Origin of the sequence: Azospirillum brasilense (genome assembly GCF_001315015.1) — a bacterium.
Lineage (GTDB): Bacteria > Pseudomonadota > Alphaproteobacteria > Azospirillales > Azospirillaceae > Azospirillum > Azospirillum brasilense.
The window spans coordinates 642,346-659,542 of sequence record NZ_CP012914.1; the positions used below are offsets into that span (position 1 = coordinate 642,346).

Here is a 17,197-nt window from a genome sequence, read left to right on the forward strand (position 1 = left end):
TCCGAAGGCGCGTCGATGGGTGGCGCCAACGGCGCGGCATGACGGGGCTCAAGGGTTGCGGGGACAGGTTCGTTCGGGGGCACGCCGCCCCTGCGGTTACGGCGGCAACTTCGCGGTACGGGCGGCCAGCATCGCCAGGCTTTCCTGGTAGGGGAAGCCGGCCGGCAATGACACCTTGATGCGGGTCACCATCTCGGTGACCCGCGCCGCCACCTTGATGAGGCCGAGGCGCAGCGTGTCGAACTGCGCCTCGCGCCAGAACGACGCCTTCGGCGCCAAGCTGCGCAAGGTGTGCAGCAGCCAGTAGGCGGCGGTGTGGATGAGCAGCCGGAACTGGTTGGCCGTGGCCTTGCTGCACGACGTCCGGTCGGAGGCGAGGTGCAGCTTGTGCGCCTTGATCAGGTTCTCCATCTGCCCGCGCGCGCAATAGGTGGTCTCGTACAGCGCCTTGGCCGTGCCGGTCAGGTTAGTGACGATGAAGCGCGTATCGGTGCCTTGGGCCGACGCCTCGACGCGGGCGATGACCCGGCGCTCGACCTTCCAGGAGCGGGCGGCATAACGGAACTCGCCGAAGCGGCGCACTTTGTCCACCTCCCCAGCCACCCGGCCCATCGCGGCGTCCTCGGCGAGGGCCGTGACGCGCCCGAGCAGGACGGTGTTGCCGCCCAGGCCGAAGATGTAGCCGACGCGGTTGCGCTCGCACCAACTCATCGCTTCGTGGCGGCCGTAATGGCTGTCGCCGCGCACCAGGATATCGACGCGCGGCCAGCGGGCGCGGATGGCCCGCACGACATGGCGCAGCACCAATGCCACCTCGGTACCGTCCGGCGTTTTGCCGGGCCGCAGAATGACGGCGACCGGCTTGCCGGTGGTCGCCTCGTAGATGTGCATCGGCAGGAAGCAGCGCCCGTCGTAATGGGCGTGGAAGAGGGACAGCTGCTGGGCGCCGTGGACGCGGTCCTCGGTGTCGTCGATGTCCAGCACGAGGCGCCGCGGCACCGTGACGAAGCTATCGCAGAACAGCTCCACCATGGCGGCCATCATGCGCTTGAGCGCCACCGGACCGGGCAGATTCTCCAGGCGGCTGATGGTCGGCTGCGAGCACAGGTCGCCCCCGCTCTCGGGAAGTCGGCCGACCGCCATCTTGAAGGCGGGATCGCTGCGCAGGGCGTCGCAGTCGTTGGCGTCGGCGTACCCGGCGGCGATCAGCAGGGCGCGGAAGCGGATCATCTCCGCCAGCGTGTGCCGGACGCGCTCGGGAGCGCGCGGGTCCTCGATGCAGCGCGCCAGGCGCTCGCAGACCCCAAGCCGCCGATCGATCTCGGCCAGCAGCAGGACGCCGGCGTCGGAGGTGAGACGGCCGCCATCGAAGGCGGCGTGAACCGGCTTGCCGGCAACCGGTGACAAGCCGGGCAGAACCCCGGTACTCTCGGCCATGGCGGGCGTGAACTCCGTTGATCCGTGGTGAGACTGCTTCAGCACCAGAATCATACACGAAGTCAGCGGCTTAACCTCGCGCCCGCCACCCCCAGCTTCAGCTCTGGTGAATTATCCGGGCTAGTGCACTGACTCATTCAGAAGGTGCAGGCAACCGATCGAGTTTGGCGAAGATGGTGTCGGCGGGCTTGGTCCAGACGAAGGGCTTGGCCGCCTTGTTGTGCGCGCGGATGTAGCGTGCGATGGCGTCCTGGAGATCGGCCACGGACTTGAAGACGCCGCGTCGGATGCTTCGGCGGGTGATGATCGAGAAGAAGCCCTCGACGGCGTTGATCCAGGAGGCGGACTTGGGCGTGAAATGGAACACCCAACGGGGATGATCAGCCAGCCAGTCCAGCACCTTCGGGTGCGTGTGGGTGGCGTAGTTGTCGACGATGGCGTGGATCACTTTGCCCGCCGGGACGGCGCGTTCCACGGCGGCGAGGAACTTGATGAACTCCTTGTGGGTGTGCTTGGGCATGCAGCGCCCGACCACGGTGCCGTCCAGCGTGTTCAGCGCAGCGAACAGCGTGGTGGTGCCGTTGCGCTTGTAGTCGTGCGTCATCGTCCCGCACTTGCCGGGCTTCAGCGGCAAGCCGGGCTGGGTGCGGTCAAGCGCCTGGATCTGGCTCTTCTCGTCGATGGACAGCACCACCGCATGGCAGGGCGGGTCCATGTAAAGCCCGACAATATCCTCGACCTTGGCCGCGAAGGCCGGATCGCTGGAGCGTTTGAAGGTGCGCAGGCGAAGCGGTTGAAGGCGGTTGGCCTCCCAGATGCGCTGTACGGCGCGCAGGCTGATGCCGATCGTCTTGGCCATGGCCCGGCCTGTCCAGTGGGTGACGGCGCCAGGCGGTTCCGAACAGGTCAGCGCCAGCACCTTGGCCACCGTCGTGGTGGGCAGCGGTGCCCGGCCGGGCTTGCGCGTCTTGTCGCGCAGCAGACCATCGACGCCCTGTTCGGCGTAGCGCACCTGCCAGCGCCACACCGCTGGGCGGCTGACACCGGCCCGGCGCGCCACCTCCTGCACGGGCAGCCGGTCGGCCGAGAGCACAATGATGTTTGCCCGCTGGATATGCTTGAGCGGGCGGTTGCGGTCGCCGAGGAGCACAGCCAAGCGCGCGCGGTCCTCCGGTCCAACGATGACGCTAACGGTCTGGGCCATGCCGATAGAATCGCACGTCGGCGGCCCTCTATGAATCCTATGTCTGCGTCAGTGCACTAGGCCAGCCTGAAGAGCGCCGAACACCATCTTGCCGCGGCCGTCCTCGTCGAAACGGATGTAGGCCGGCTCGACCAGATTGAGATTGGCACAGTCCCACTGGTCGGCTTCGGTGAGGCGCCACTTGCCGAGCACCTTGCAACGTCGTGCCGTCGTCATGGCGCCGCCTCCAGCAACTTGGGCAGCCGGATCAGGTTGTAGGCCGGCGTGGCGAAGGTGAAGGCCCAGCCCACCTGGGCGGTGCCGCGGAAGCGGCTCTTGCGATGACCAGCCACCGTCTTGACCCAGCCGAACACCTCCTCAATGCGCTTGCGGCAGCGTCGGCTCACCTCGTAGCCGGAATGCCGGGTGGTGCGCGCGTCGATGCGCGAACGCCGCCTCGACGTGTTCTGCCACATGCGGCGTGGCCTTGAGCGCGCTTAGGTCGGCCACGAAATCGGCCGTATCGTAGCCCGTGTCGGCGCCCACCGTGATGCGGTGCCGGCCCTCCAGTGCGCCGACCAAGTCCAGCGCGGCGATCCGCTCAGCGGTGCCGCTGGCCTGCGTCAGCCTCGCCCCGACCACCAAGCAGTTCCGGTTCTCCATCAGCACGTGGCCCATGAAGCTGAGCTTGGCCTCCTTGCCGCGTCCTTTGCGGAACAGCTTGGCCTCGGGATCGGTCACGCTGGCGTGCGTGTCGTTGCTGCGCCGCTCGCCATGGAAGTTCCGTTCGCCGTTGCGCCCCGGCCCCGGCGGCTCGTCACTCCCGTCCTTGGGACGGAAGCTCTTCATGCTGGCCCATGCCTCGACCAGGGTGCCGTCCACTGAGAAGTGCTCGTCCGAAAGCAGGCCCTTGATCTTGGCGTGCGCGACCACGGCACCGAGGAAAGCACCGGCCACGTCGCCGGCGAGCAGGCGGTCGCGGTTCTTGGTGAAGACCGTCGGATGCCAGACCGGATCGTCCACGCCCAGCCCGACGAACCAGCAGAACAGCAGGTTGAAGTCGATCTGCTCGGCGAGCTGGCGTTCCGAGCGGATCGAGTAGAAGGCTTGCAGCAGCAGCGCCTTGAGCACCTGTTCGGGTGGGATGGGCGGCCGCCCGGTGCTGGCGTAAAGCCCGGCGAACGCCGCGCCCATGCCAGCCAGCACCTCGTCGACCACCGCCCAGATCGCCCGCAGCGGATGCTTCGCCGGAATCCGCTCCTCCAGCGAGACGTAGCTGAACATCGCGCCCTGGTGCGACTGCCGTCCGCGCATCCCCATGACCTCGCCTGACCACCACAGGGCAAGCGAATCACAACCATGCCGCGCCGGGAAGGGTGTTTTTCAGCAGCCTGTTAGAGCGTTTATTTGCCCCCCCAAAAGAAAATCAATTTCCGCTGGCTGAAGGCACCGGGAGAGACCTATGGCCGGTCGCCGGTCATGAAGGCGTTGCCCGACATCAAGACCGCCAACAAGGTGGTCGAGCTGGTGCTGAAGAACGCCTCCGTCGCCGTCACCGGCATCTGGCAGGCCGACGACGACGGGGTGCTGAACCCCGCGACGATCCGGCTGGTGCCGGGGACGATCATTCCCAAGGCGGTGGGGTCGGCCGGGCTGACGCCGCTCGCCAACCCCGGGCGGTTCGACGTGTCGCAGCTCGTGCTCGACGACCTGCGGGCGCGCATCCGCCACGCGCTGCTCGCCGACCGGCTGGGGCCGCTGGACCAGCCGCGCATGACCGCGACCGAGGTGGTCGAACGCTCCGCCGAGATGGCCCGGCTGCTCGGCGCGACCTATGGGCGGCTCCAGGCGGAGCTGCTGACCCCGCTGGTGCTGCGCGCCGTCGGCATCCTACGCCGCCGCGGCGAGATTCCGGACATCGCGGTCGACGGGCGCACGGTCGCTCTGCAGCACCGCTCGCCGCTGGCCCAGGCGCAGGCGCAGCGGGACGTCCAGGCAACGCTGCGCTGGCTGGATACCGCGCGGCAGCTCGGACCGGAGGCGCTGTCCGCGGTGGACGTCGCGGCGACCGCGCGCTGGCTGGGCGAGGCCTTCGGCGTGCCCGCCAAACTGGTGCGGGCGGAGGCGCCTCATGGCTGATCCGGCGGATTGGAACAACGGCGGCTGGGCTTGGCTGGAGGGCATGACGCCCACCGAGGCGGTTCCGGCCGGCGATCCGGCGCCCAGCTTCGCCCGCTGCTTCGCCGGGCCGGACGGGGCGCGGGTGCTGGCCACGCTGAGGGCCATGACGCTGGACCGCACGCTCGGCCCCGACGCCTCCGACGCCGCGCTGCGCGACCTGGAGGGCCAGCGCCGTCTGGTCGCCCTCATCCTCGCCTTGACCGCCCGTGGGCAGGGCGCCTGAGTCTTTCATCAATAAGGAGCTATCCATGGCCGAGAACCTGCTGACGTCGACCGTTCCCGGCGCCCCGCCCGCGGTGCCCGAGAAGTTCCGCGACCCGGAAACCGGTGCGGTGCGCGTGGAGGCGCTGCTGAAGTCCTATCTGGAGCTGGAGCGCAAGCTGTCCGCTCCCGCCCCGGCGCTCGACGGCGGTGAGCGGCCCGACCTGCTGGCGGCGCCGGGCGTGCCCGATGGGCCGGAGGGCTATTGCATCGCCTGCGACCATGGGTTGTTCGAGCCTGACCCGGCGATCAACGGCCGCCTGCACGGCGCCGGCTTCACGCCGGACCAGGCGCAGCTCGTCTATGACCTCGCCGCCGAGCGTCTGGTCCCGCTGATCCAGGAGCTGGCCGCCGAATTCCAGGCGGAACGCGAGGTCGAACGGCTGTCCGCCCAGTTCGGCGGGGCCGAGCGCTGGCGGGAGGTGTCGCGGCAGCTCCACGCCTGGGCGGTGAAGAACTTGCCGCCCGCCGCGGTGGAGGGGCTGTCGACCACCTATGAGGGAGTGATGGCGCTTCACCGGATGATGACCGGCGGCGAGCCCGCCGCCCTGTCGATGCCCGCCGGCGCGCCGTCCGCCGGCGGGGAGGCGGAGCTGCAGGCGTTGATGCGCGATCCCCGCTATTGGCGGGACCGCGACCCGGCGGTGGTGTCGAAGGTGACCGACGGGTTCCAGCGCCTGTACCCGAGCGCCTGAGGCGGCGGACCGGTGGCGCGGTGTGCTTCGCGGGGTGACCTTCGAACCCACGCCGCGCCGGATGGGCGAAATGTCGCAGCCGGTTTGAAAAGGACGAAGGCGAACCGCGGCAGGCAACTTGACCGTTGCGTGTTTGAAATAAAAAAGCGACGCTTTCGCGCAGAATGACAACCGCCCGGAAGCAGCCGGGTGCGACGATTGCCGCCGGGACCGTGATGACGCTGCGCCGCAAGATCCGCTGGCTGACCTGGATCGGCCTGATCGGCTGCCTCATGGCGGCAATCCCGGCGCTTTACCTGCTGCGCAGCGGTCTGATCACGGAGCGGGGACGGCTGACCCACGCCTTGGTTGGGTCGGCGCACGCCATGCTTGGCGAGATCAACGCGGCCATCGAGGCGGGCGCCCTGCCACGGGACGAAGGTCAGGGGCAGGCGCGGCTGGCGCTGCGGGCGCTGGGACGCGATCCCTTCCATGTCAGCGTGTTCACCGACGGACGCGTGCCCGAGGGCTGGATGGACGAGGCTCGTTCGGTCCGCGCCAGCCTAACCTTCGAGCCGTGGGGCTGGACCATCGCGGCGGCCAGCGGGACCGACGACCTCGACCGCGAGTTCGCCATGGAGGCCCTGGCCTTCGTCCTGTTCATCGCCGTTCTGCTGGTGCTGAGCTGGCCGCTGTCGGTGTTTCTATCGCAGCATGTGCTGGGTCCCATCGAGGCGCTGTCGGAGCGGATGGAGCGGCTGACCGAAGGGCAGACCGGCATCGACATCCCCGGCCGCGACCGCAAGGACGAGTTCGGCGCCATGGCCCGCGCCATGGACTATTTCCGGCAGGCCGCCGAGGCGCTGATCGTGCGCGACGAGCGGCTGTTCGGCATCATGAACAACATCGGCGAAGCCATCGTGCTGGTCGGCGAGGACGGTCGGGTGGAAGAGCACAACCCCGCCGCCGCCGCGCTGTTCGGCGTGCCCGCGGAGCGGCTCGACGGCCATCGCTTCGCCGATCTGTTCGTCGAGGAGGACCGCGAGCGGATCGCCCGGCTGCTGGGGTTGGGGACACCGGCCGACGGAGCCGTCGCGGGGTTGGGAACCGGCGGTCGCAGGGAACGTGCCGAGGAGCTGGTGATCGAGCGGGCGGACGGGCGGATCGACGCCTCGCTCTCCCTGTCCTGCCTGGACGTGCAGGGGCGGCGCAGCTACGTCTGCGCGCTGGCCGACATGACGGAGCGGCTGCGCCACGAGCGGGAGCTGCTGCGGCTGGCCACGCGCGACCGGCTGACCGGCCTGCCGAACCGCGCCCTCATCGAATCGCTGCTCGACACCTCGATCGAGCGGGCGCGGCGCCACGGCCGCCGCTTCGCGGTGCTGTGCCTGGACCTGTCGCGCTTCAAGCTGATCACCGACACGCTGGGCCACCACGCCGGGGACCTGCTGCTGCAGGAGGTCGCCTCGCGGATCGTCCTCACGGTCCGGGCGAGCGACACGGTGGGGCGCATCGGCACCGACGACTTCGCGGTGATCCTCGACGAGGTCGGCGAGGCGCAGGAGGTGGAGATCGCCGCCCAGCGGATCCTGGCCGCCTTCGACGAGCCGGTGCTGCTGATGGGGACGGAGCATTACGTCCGCCCGTCGATCGGCATCGCCCTGTTCCCCGACCATGCCGACAGCGCGCAGGAACTGGTCCGCTCCGCCGACACGGCGCTCTACGCGGCCAAGCGGGCCGGCGGCAAGCGCCACGCCTTCTTCCGCAAGGAGCTGGCCGACCAGGCGCACCGCCATCTGGCGCTGGACCGCGACCTGCGGGCGGCGCTGGCGCGCGGGGAGTTCCAGCTCCACTACCAGCCCAAGGTGTCGCTGGTCGACCAGTCGCTGGAAGGGTTCGAGGCGCTGCTGCGCTGGGACAAGCCCGGTTTCGGTATGATCCCGCCCGGCGAGTTCATCCCGGTCGCCGAGGACACTGGCTTCATCGTGCCGCTCGGCGACTGGGTGATCGACGAGGCCTGCCGGCAGTTGCGGGAGTGGATCGACCGCGGGCTGGAGCCGGTGCCGGTGGCCGTCAACATCTCCCCGCGCCATCTGCGCCAGCGTTCCGCCGAGGATTTCCGCCGCATCATCGACCGCCACCGCCTGTCGCCCGATCTGGTCGAGCTGGAAATCACCGAGGGTGCTGTGATGCAGGACATGGACCACGCCCTGTCCGTCCTGGCCGCGTTGAAGGCCATGGGCATCCGCGTGGCGGTGGACGATTTCGGCACCGGCCATTCCTCGCTGAGCTACCTGAAGCGGTTGCCGGTGACGACGCTGAAGATCGACCGCTCCTTTGTGAACGGCGTGCCGAGCGAGCGGGAGGACAACGGCATCGTCTCCACCATCATCGCCATGGCCGATATGCTGGGGCTCGACGTGGTGGCGGAGGGGGTGGAGAAGCAGGAGCAGGCCAATTTCCTGCGCCACCACAATTGCACCCTGGTCCAGGGCTGGCTGACCGGGCGCCCGGTTCCCGCCGGGCAGGCCGCCGACCTGCTGGCCGTGCGCCTGCGCCGGTCGGCGTGAGATCTGGAAGAACCGGGGGCCGTCGCCCCCGGTTCTTCCTCCCGAATCGGCCCTGAGGTCAGCGCAGCGCGCCCTTGACGTCCTCGTACTTGTCCTTCTGCCAGGACTCCAGGCCCTTGAGGTCGTTCTCCGTCATGTCGACGGTCAGGCGCTTGCCCTTCATGTGCAGCCGCTCCAGCGGCAGGACGACGTCCTTGTCGCTGATGTCGGCGATGTGATCGACGTCGATCACCGCGAAGGTCTGGCCGCCCTTGCGGACGATGCCCTCGATCTCGGCGATGTCCTTGCCGTCGCTGCCGTAGACGTCCTTCCCCTTGAGCTGGGCCGCGGTCATCTTCGCGACCGCCGGGTCGAGCGAACCGTGGGTGGCCGCGACCTGCCCGGTCGCCTTGTTGCTCGGGACCTCCTTGGCGGTGGTTCCAGACGTGCTTTCGGCCAGGGCCGGCGTGGCGAGCAGAAGCGCGGCGACGCCACAGGCGGTGATGATCGTCTTCATGAAGCGTATTCCTTTTTTTTGCCGTGTTTTTCGGGCCGTTGAGGCCAACCATTCAACAGCGTGGCTTCGGGGGATATTCCACGCCCCGAGGGGGTACCGCGCCAAGGGGATGACGGTTCATCAAAGGAAAATATTCTTGACATAAGAGGGCGGGTGTCCTAGAAACTCTCTTGCCAACGCCCGTCGTGCGTCCCCTCACGCGGTGGGCCGCGGCATCCCGAACCTCCCTCCATGCCTGTCCTGAAAGGGGCTGACCGGACAACCGAAAGGCCCGGTCAGCCCCTTTCTTTTTTCGCGCTTCGCCCGCGGCCGGGCGCGCGTCCCTTGTCCTTTTCCGGGATCGGGCGCGCCTGACAACCGGGTGGCGGAATGCTTCCCGCCGGACGGGACCACCGCAGAACGCGAAAGGAATACAATCCGATGTCCACCTCGGTCGCCCAGGCTTTCGTCAAGCAGTTCGAACGCGAAGTGCACGACGCCTACCAGCGCATGGGCTCCAAGCTGCGCAACACGGTGCGCACCAAGAACAACGTCCAGGGCGCTTCTACCGTCTTCCAGAAGGTCGGCAAGGGCACCGCGTCGACCAAGGCGCGCCATGGCGCGGTTCCGGTGATGAACCTGGACCACACGCCGGTCGAATGCACCCTCTACGACTTCTACGCCGGCGATTGGGTCGATCGGCTGGACGAGCTGAAGACCAACATCGACGAGCGGCAGATCATCGCCAGCGCCGGCGCCTACGCGCTGGGCCGCAAGACCGACGAACTCATTCTCGGCGAGCTGAACCGGTCCACCAACTACGCGGGTGCGTCCAGCGACGGGCTGACCAAGGCGAAGGTGCTGACGGCCTTCGAGAAGCTGGGCGAGTCCGACGTGCCGGACGACGGCCAGCGCTACGCCGTCGTCGGCTGGAAGCAGTGGAGCCAGCTTCTGGGCATCGACGAGTTCGCCAGCACCGAATATGTCGGCGCCGACGAGCTGCCCTGGCGCGGCACCCAGGCCAAGCGCTGGCTGGGCACGCTGTGGATGCCCCATTCCGGTCTGAAGGCGGAGAGCGGCGTGCGCCTGTGCCACTGGTACCACAAGACGGCCGTCGGTCACGCCTCCGGCGCCGACGTGAAGACGGACATCTCCTGGCACGGCGACCGCGCCGCGCACTTCGTCAACAACATGATGTCGCAGGGCGCCGGCCTGATCGACGCGGCGGGCGTCGTCACCATGCGCTGCCTGGAAGCCTGACGCCCTCCCTGCCGACGATCGAAATGGAGTTTCCTCCCATGGCCTATCTTCCGAAGGACCTGAGCGTCCTCGCCTACGCCAACGGCTTCACCTTGTGGCACTACACGACGCCGGACGCCGCCACGCTGGTGGACAACAGCGGCTATTTCAACGGCGCGTCCGATCTGCTGCGCAGCGGCGACATGATCCTGGCCAACACCGGCACCGCCGGGACGCCCGCCGCCGGCGTCTTCGTGGTCGCCGCCAACGCGGCGGGGGTGGTGGACGTCACCAACCTGTCGCCCTTCGGCGCGTCCAACACCGACTGACGGACTTGGCACGATTTTCCCTCTCCCCCCTCTCCAGGGGAGAGGGAAAGGCGACTTCTGATCGGAAGGATCGATCCCATGGCATTGACGGCTATCGGGCTGTGCAGCCGCGCGCTCATCAAGATCGGGGCGACGGCGATCACCGCCTTCGACGAGGGCACCGCCGAGGCGGAGGTCGCGGGGGCGCTCTTTGAGCCGGCGCGCGACGCGCTGCTCTCCGCCAACGCCTGGAGCTTCGCCACCCGGCAGGCCCGGCTGGCGCGGCTGGCCGACGACCCGGTCGCCGATTACGGCGCGGCCTTCCAGCTTCCCGCCGATTTCCTGCGCGCGCTCGGCGCCGGGTCGGGCGGGCGAGGGCGGGGGCTCGACTACCGCATCGCCGGGCGGGCGCTGCACGCAGCGTCGGACGCGGTGGTGCTGACCTATGTCGGGCGCCCGGCGGAGGAGGACTTTCCCGCCTTCTTCGACCAGGCGCTGATCGCCCGGCTCGCCGCGGAGTTCTGCATTCCGCTGACCGAGAGCACGAGCCGGGCGGAGCTGCTGCAGCGGCTGGCGGAAAGCGAGTTCCGCCGCGCCCGCCAGATCGACGCCCTGCAGGACAGCCAGCCGGGCTTCGAGGGTTTCACCCTGATCGACGCGAGGGGCTGATGGCGCGGATTCGTCAGGTGAAGACCAACTTCACGGCGGGGGAGATTTCCCGCCGCCTGCTGGGGCGCGGCGACCTGCGCGCCTACGACAACGGGGCGCTGGCGCTGCGCAACCTGTTCATCCACCCGACCGGCGGGGTGACGCGCCGCTCCGGCCTCGCCTTCGTCGATCCGGCCCGCGGCGACGGGCGGCTGGTCGCCTTCGAGTTCAACACCGAGCAGACCTATCTGCTGGTCTTCTCCGAAGGGCGGATCGACGTCTACGGCAACGACGCGCCCATCGCCAGCGTGGAGGCCCCCTGGACCGCCGCCCAGCTTCCCCAGATCACCTGGACGCAGAGCGCCGACACGCTGCTGGTCTGCCACCCCGACGTGCCGCCGCGCAAGCTGACCCGCAGCGGCGCCGACGCCTGGGCGCTGACCGGCTGGAGCTACGTCGCGGATGGGGAGCGGGTGGCGATGCCCTTCTACCGCTTCGCCGACCCGGCTGTGACTCTGAACCCGTCGGGAACGGACGGGCTGGTGACGGTGACCGCCTCCGCCCCGGTCTTCGACCCGAAGCAGGAGGGGGCCCGCCTGCGCATCCAGGGCAAACAGCTCCGCGTCGAGGGGGTGGTGTCGGCGACCGAGGTTTCCGCGACGGTGCTGGAGACGCTGTCCGGCACCGCCGCCACGACGGCCTGGGACGAGCAGTCCTTCTCGCCGCTGCGCGGCTGGCCGGTGTCGGCGGCCTTCCACCAGGACCGGCTGGTCATCGGCGGGTCCCGCGACCTGCCCAACCGGCTGTGGCTGTCGCGCTCCGCTGATCTGTGGAATTTCGATCTGGGCACCGGGCAGGACGACGAGGCCATCGAGTTCGGCATCCTGTCCGATCAGGTGAACGCGGTGCGCGCCGTCTTCTCCGGGCGGCATCTCCAGGTCTTCACCTCGGGCGCGGAATACATGGTGTCGGGCGATCCGCTGACCCCGCAGAACATCCAGGTCCACCGGCAGACGCGCATCGGCTCCCCCGTCGACCGCTCCGTGCCGCCGCGCGACGTGGACGGCGCCACCCTGTTCGTGTCGCGCAACGGGCGGGAGATCCGCGAATTCCTCTACACCGACACCGAGGCCGCCTATCAGGCCAACGATCTGGCGCTGCTCGCCCGCCATCTGGTGGTGAAGCCGCGCGACCAGGACTACGACCAGGGCCGCCGGCTGATGTTCGTGGTGATGGAGGACGGCGCGCTGTGCGCCCTGACCGTCTACCGGCTGGAGCAGGTGACCGCCTGGACCCGGCTGGAAACCGACGGGGCGGTGCGCAGCGTCGCGGTGGTCGGGGACGAGGTCTACGCGCTGGTCGACCGCGCCGGGCGGTGGAGCGTCGAGCGCTTCGACGACGGGCTGAATCTCGACGCCGCCCTGGTCGGCGACCACGACGCCCCGACCGCGGTGTGGAGCGGGCTGGACCATCTGGAAGGGCGGACCGTCGCGGTGGTCGCCGACGGGACGGTCCGCGCCGATGCCACCGTCGCCGCCGGCAAGATCGTGCTCGACCCGCCGGCCCGCCACGTCGAGGCCGGGCTGCCCTACAGCCACCGCATCGAGCCGCTGCCGGTCAGCCTGCTCGGGCAGGCGGGCGGGACCGACGCGGTGCGGCTGGTCGCCGTCGGCTTCCGGCTGGAAGAGACGGCGGCGCTGCACGCCGACCTGGGGCGCGGCCTTCAGGAGCTGCCGCTGCACCGGACGGGGCCGCAGCCGGCGGGCGGCGTCCCCGCGCTGGTCTCCGGCGACCGCAAGCTGCGGGCGCTGGGCTGGCGGCGCGACAGCGACCGGCCGCTGTGGAGCATCCGGCAGGACGCGCCGCTGCCCTTCACGCTTTTGTCCGTAACCATGGAACTGAGGGTGAACGACTGATGGGCGGAATCACGACCCTGGCCACGACGGCGCTGCCGCTGGCCAACTCCGTCGCCGATACGGTGGACCGCGTCTCCGGCAGCTCGGACAGTGCGCGCCGGCAGCAGGCCGCCGACGAGCGCCGCTACGCCTATCAGGCGGAGCAGCAGCGCCTGCAATGGCAGCGCGAGGACGAACTGCGCCGCCAGGACCAGGAGCTTCAGCGCCAGAAGGAGGAGCAGGCGCGCGCCGAGGCGGAGCGGCAGCGCGCCCGCGAGATGGACTGGCTGGCGCAGAGCCAGAATCTGGCGGCCCAGCAGCTCCGCGCAGGGCAGGCCGCCACGCTGGCCGACAAGGAAGGCGACGCCCGCACACGGCTGGCCCAGATGTCCGCCGCCGCGCAATCCGACGAGCGGCGGCGCGTGGACGCCCTCCGCCGCACCGTGGCGCGCACCCGCGCGACGCTCGGCTCCAACGGGGTCAGCGCGGCGGACGGCTCGGGCGAGGCGATCCTGCTCGGTGTCGTCAAGGACAGCGCCGCGGAGCGCGGGGAGGCGGAAGGCGCCGACCGGCTGAAGCGCGAGGCCATCCAGCAGGAGGTGGACAGCGTGCGCCGCCGCAACCTGCTGGAACAGGCGCAGCTCGCCGAGCGCCAGCGGCTGGAGTTCATGAGCCGCTTCTATTGACGCATTCCGGTCCATCCACGCAGGAGGAGGGGCGCAGCCCATGCCCAGCGCAATCGACGTTCCGCGCGGCAACCCGCGCGTCCAGTATCTTGCCGACGGCGTGCAGACGGACTTCACCTTTCCGTTTCCGGTCTTCGAGGACAGCGACCTCCAGGTCTTCCTGGGCGCGGCGCGGCAGACCACCGGCTACGCGGTGAGCGGCGCCGGGAACACGGCGGGCGGCACGGTGGCCTTCGCGGAACCGCCGGAGGCCGGGACGCCCGTCCTGCTGCGCCGGCGCCTGCCCATCGAGCGGATGAGCGACTTCCTGGAGAGCGGGCCGCTGCCGGCCGCCAGCCTGAACCGCGAGTTCGATCAGCTCACTGCGGCGCTGCAGCAGGTGGCCGGCGACCAGGAGCTGATGCTGCGCTACACCGACACCGACCTTCCGGCCTCCAATCGCTTGCCGGAACGGGCGGTGCGGGCGGGGCAGCTTCTGGCCTTTGATACGGTGGGAAACCCCATCGCCCGTCCACCGGTGGATGAGGAGGCGCTGTCGACCTTCGTCGCTCCCGGCGCCGGCGCGGTGCGCCGCCCGGTGCGGGAGAAGCTGTCCGACGCCCTGTCGGTGAAGGATTTCGGCGCGGTCGGTGACGGGATCGTGGACGACACGCGGGCGATCCAGGCCGCGCTGACCAGCGCGGATGCCGTCCATGTGCCGCCGGGCACCTACCGGATCACCAACACGCTGACGGTGGGCTACGGCCAGACGCTCTACGGAGCGGGGCAGAGGTCGGTCATCGCCGGAGCCTCGGCGGGGTTCGACCTGATCCATCTGCCGGACGGTTACGCCACGGTGAGCGGCCTGCGGCTGGAGCGGGGCGACGCCGCGGTGCGGCTGTTCGGGCGGGACGGCCCCTGCGTGCACAACACGCTGAGCGACCTGACCATCTGGGACCCGCGGGTCGGGCTGCTGTTCGACGGTTACGCCGATCCCAACCGGCCCTGCTACTGGAACATGGTGTCGCGCGTGCTGGTGGCCCGGCCGTCGCTGCACGGGGTGTGGCTGACCCGGACGGGGGAGGGCGACACGCCCAATGCCAACCGCTTTTCCATGGTGCGCGTCTATTCCCTGTCGGCGCCCATCGCCGGCTGCGGCTTCTTCGTGGAGCAGGGCAAGTACAACAACAGCTTCCAGGACTGCGAGGCCAACCTGTCGACCATGGCGCTGGCCTGTTTCCGCGTCGGCGCCAACACGGACAAGACGCTGATCCTGAACTTTTACGCGGAGTCGCTGGGCGGTGTGCCGAACGTGCAGCTCGACGCCGGGTCGGTGGAGACGGCCATCGTCAACCTCCTGTCCATGTCCGCCGGCCCGGCCATCTACGATTTGTCGGGGGGCCGGTACACGGCGGTCAACGCCGGCTATCCGGAAAAGAACCGGCTGGCGCGTAGCCGCGTTTCCGAGCTGGTCGTCGAGGCCCTGCGCTACGACACCGAATATGTGGAGCCGCAGGGCGGCGGGGTGGTCGCGCTGGACCTCGCCAGCTCCGTCTATCTGGTCAGTGCCTACAGCGGCGACGTGGAGCTTCGGCTGCCGGCGGCGGACGCGGCCAACGGCCATGCGGTGACGGTGAAGCGCACCGACGCCTCCACCCACCGCCTGACCATTACCGAGGAGGGCGGGCCGGGACCCGACGGCCGGACGGCGGCGCTGGGCAACCGCTACGACTTCGTGACCGTGGTGTCGAACGGGGCCGGATGGTGGGTGGTGGCCGGCAACAGCCGGCCGGGCAATGCCCACTTCCACGACCAGCCGGGCCTGTTCGAGCCGGACCTGAACCAAGCCTTGTATCTGGTGAGTGCCTTCAGTGGTGCCGTCACGGTGCGGCTGCCGACGCCTGGGGCGTTGCACGCGGTCGGGCGCACGGTGACGGTCAAGAAGGCCGATGTCTCGGGCAACCCGGTCACCGTCACCGTGCAGGGCGGCGGCGGACCGGACAACGCCCCGGTGACGCTGAATTCCACCGGCAGCGCGGTCACCGCCATGTCCAACGGCGCCGGCTGGCACATTCTGGGCCGGGTGGCGTGATGGAGGCGGAAACGCGCAAGAAGGGTTTCTTCGCCTTCGTCCAGGACTGGAATCGTCAATCGGAGCTGACCACCCCCCGCCACCATCTGCAGATCGCCGCGTGGCTGGAGCGGCAAGCGGTCGGAGTCGGGTCCCTTGGCATCGGGCCGCGCCTGCTGCTGATGGCTTTCCGCGGGGCGGGCAAGTCGTCCATCGTCGGGCTGTTCGCGGCCTGGATGCTCTACCAGGACCCCAACCGGCGGCTGCTCGTTCTGGCGGCGGACCTGAAGCTGGCCAAGAAGATGGTGCGCAACGTCAAGCGCATCATCGAGCGTCATCCCGACACCCGCGGCCTGAAGCCCCCGGCGAAGGAGCGCGACCAGTGGGCGGCCGACCAGTTCACCGTGTTGCGGGCGCAGGAGCTGCGCGACCCCTCCATGGTGGCGGCGGGTGTGGGCGGCAACATCACGGGCAGCCGCGCCGACGTGGTGATCTGCGACGACGTCGAGGTGCCGCGGACCTCCGGCAGCCCGGGCAAGCGCGCCGACCTGCGCGAGAAGCTGGCGGAGATCGACTATCTGCTGGTGCCGGGCGGGGTGCAGCTCTATGTCGGGACGCCGCACAGCTACTACTCCATCTACGCGGAGGAGCCGCGGGTGGAGGCGGGCGAGATGCGGCCCTTCCTGGACGGTTTCGCGCGGCTGGTCCTGCCCGTCTACACCGACGGCCCGGACGGCCGGCGCCGCTACGCCTGGCCGCAGCGCTTCGGCGAGGCCCATGTCAACCGCATCCGCAAGACGACCGGCCCCAACAAGTTCACCAGCCAGATGCTGCTGCAGCCGGTCAACGAGGCGGAGGGTTTCCTCGACCCCGATCGGCTGGGCCGCTACGACGGCGAACTGGAATACCGGGAGTCGGCGGGGCTGGCGGTTCTGACGCTGAACGGGCAGCGCATGGCCTCGGCCTCCTGCTGGTGGGACCCGGCCTTCGCACGGCCGGCGGCGGAGGGCGGCAAGCCCGGCGATTCCAGCGTCGTCGCCGCGGTGTTCGGCGGGGCGGACGGGCGCTTCTATCTGCACCGCGTGCTCTACCTGTCGGTGGACCCCGGCGATCCGGACACCGAGGCGGAGCAGCAGTGCCTCCAGGTCGCCCGCTTCCTGGAGCGGCATCACCTGCCGGCGGTGCACGTGGAGATCAACGGCATCGGGCGCTTCCTGCCCGGCCTGCTGCGCAAGGCGCTGCGCGCGGAGAAGGTCGGCGCCGCCGTGGTCGAGGAGGCCAGCCGCCGCGCCAAGGCGCTGCGCATCCGCGAGGCCTTCGACGCCCTGCTGGCCGACCGCCGGCTGCTGGCCCACGCCACGGTGTGGGAGACGCCTTTCGTCCGCGAGATGCGCGAATGGTCGCCGGACGGGCGCTATACGGGCCGCGACGACGGGCTGGACGCGGTGGCCGGCGCGCTGTCCTGCGAGCCCTTCCGCTTCGACCGCCAGCCGGCGCCGGGGCGGAAGCCGGACTGGCGCGCCGCGGCCTCGCCGGTCCCGGTAAAGGAATGGGACGTGTGATCGCTGACCGCAAAGTCCCGTGTTCCGA

14 protein-coding genes and 2 pseudogenes are annotated in these 17,197 nt (G+C 69.7%); 11 read left to right on the top strand and 5 right to left on the bottom strand.

Annotation, left to right across the window (positions count from 1 at the left end):
* Window positions 1-96 precede the first annotated feature (96 nt).
* The 4 genes and pseudogenes from AMK58_RS02920 to AMK58_RS02930 all read right to left on the bottom strand — a co-directional run bounded on the left by AMK58_RS02920 (window position 97) and on the right by AMK58_RS02930 (window position 3,934).
* A complete protein-coding gene (locus tag AMK58_RS02920; RefSeq protein ID WP_059399031.1) occupies window positions 97-1,437 on the bottom strand; it encodes an IS1380 family transposase in 1,341 nt (446 codons plus the stop codon).
* A gap of 133 nt (window positions 1,438-1,570) precedes the next feature.
* Window positions 1,571-2,641, bottom strand: coding sequence for an IS630 family transposase (locus tag AMK58_RS02925; protein WP_059398598.1), 1,071 nt, complete (start codon window positions 2,639-2,641; stop codon window positions 1,571-1,573).
* Window positions 2,642-2,689: 48 nt separating this feature from the next.
* Window positions 2,690-2,857: a hypothetical protein gene (locus tag AMK58_RS30275; RefSeq protein ID WP_155903510.1), complete on the bottom strand. Its 168-nt coding sequence runs from the start codon at window positions 2,855-2,857 to the stop codon at window positions 2,690-2,692.
* Window positions 2,854-3,934 (bottom strand): annotated as a pseudogene (locus AMK58_RS02930) (IS5 family transposase). The gene AMK58_RS30275 and the pseudogene AMK58_RS02930 overlap by 4 nt, the downstream one beginning before the upstream one ends.
* A 111-nt stretch (window positions 3,935-4,045) precedes the next feature.
* On the opposite strand from AMK58_RS02930, the pseudogene AMK58_RS02935 reads away from it, so the two are divergent.
* The 4 genes and pseudogenes from AMK58_RS02935 to AMK58_RS02950 form a co-directional block, all read left to right on the top strand.
* A pseudogene (locus tag AMK58_RS02935) lies at window positions 4,046-4,759 on the top strand (portal protein); the annotation flags it as partial.
* The gene (locus AMK58_RS02940) at window positions 4,752-5,024 is read left to right on the top strand and encodes a Bbp19 family protein (protein WP_035675743.1); all 273 of its coding nucleotides are present in this window, start codon (window positions 4,752-4,754) and stop codon (window positions 5,022-5,024) included. The pseudogene AMK58_RS02935 and the gene AMK58_RS02940, both read left to right, overlap by 8 nt.
* Before the next feature lie 25 nt (window positions 5,025-5,049).
* A complete protein-coding gene (locus AMK58_RS02945; RefSeq protein ID WP_059398600.1) occupies window positions 5,050-5,757 on the top strand; it encodes a capsid assembly protein in 708 nt (235 codons plus the stop codon).
* A gap of 164 nt (window positions 5,758-5,921) precedes the next feature.
* Entirely contained in the window at window positions 5,922-8,306 is a 2,385-nt protein-coding gene (locus AMK58_RS02950; RefSeq protein WP_079285130.1) for a putative bifunctional diguanylate cyclase/phosphodiesterase, read from the top strand.
* A gap of 58 nt (window positions 8,307-8,364) precedes the next feature.
* Here AMK58_RS02950 and AMK58_RS02955 read toward each other — a convergent pair whose 3' ends face one another.
* Window positions 8,365-8,802: a PRC-barrel domain-containing protein gene (locus AMK58_RS02955; RefSeq protein ID WP_035675739.1), complete on the bottom strand. Its 438-nt coding sequence runs from the start codon at window positions 8,800-8,802 to the stop codon at window positions 8,365-8,367.
* Between the two features lie 420 nt (window positions 8,803-9,222).
* On the opposite strand from AMK58_RS02955, the gene AMK58_RS02960 reads away from it, so the two are divergent.
* The 7 genes from AMK58_RS02960 to terL all read left to right on the top strand — a co-directional run bounded on the left by AMK58_RS02960 (window position 9,223) and on the right by terL (window position 17,169).
* Window positions 9,223-10,041: a phage capsid protein gene (locus AMK58_RS02960; protein WP_035675736.1), complete on the top strand. Its 819-nt coding sequence runs from the start codon at window positions 9,223-9,225 to the stop codon at window positions 10,039-10,041.
* Between the two features lie 38 nt (window positions 10,042-10,079).
* Complete coding sequence (locus tag AMK58_RS02965) at window positions 10,080-10,349, top strand: hypothetical protein (RefSeq protein WP_035675734.1); 270 nt, start codon at window positions 10,080-10,082, stop codon at window positions 10,347-10,349.
* Window positions 10,350-10,427: 78 nt separating this feature from the next.
* Window positions 10,428-10,997, top strand: coding sequence for a phage connector family protein (locus tag AMK58_RS02970; protein ID WP_035675731.1), 570 nt, complete (start codon window positions 10,428-10,430; stop codon window positions 10,995-10,997).
* The gene (locus AMK58_RS02975) at window positions 10,997-12,892 is read left to right on the top strand and encodes a phage tail protein (protein ID WP_059398602.1); all 1,896 of its coding nucleotides are present in this window, start codon (window positions 10,997-10,999) and stop codon (window positions 12,890-12,892) included. Before AMK58_RS02970 ends, AMK58_RS02975 begins: the two co-directional genes overlap by 1 nt.
* A complete protein-coding gene (locus tag AMK58_RS02980; protein ID WP_059398603.1) occupies window positions 12,892-13,557 on the top strand; it encodes a hypothetical protein in 666 nt (221 codons plus the stop codon). Before AMK58_RS02975 ends, AMK58_RS02980 begins: the two co-directional genes overlap by 1 nt.
* Before the next feature lie 40 nt (window positions 13,558-13,597).
* Window positions 13,598-15,628, top strand: a complete 2,031-nt coding sequence (locus AMK58_RS02985) for a glycosyl hydrolase family 28-related protein (protein WP_035684211.1) — start codon at window positions 13,598-13,600, stop codon at window positions 15,626-15,628.
* Window positions 15,628-17,169, top strand: a complete 1,542-nt coding sequence (terL, locus tag AMK58_RS02990; protein WP_059398604.1) for a phage terminase large subunit — start codon at window positions 15,628-15,630, stop codon at window positions 17,167-17,169. The genes AMK58_RS02985 and terL overlap by 1 nt, the downstream gene beginning before the upstream one ends.
* Window positions 17,170-17,197: the final 28 nt, after the last annotated feature.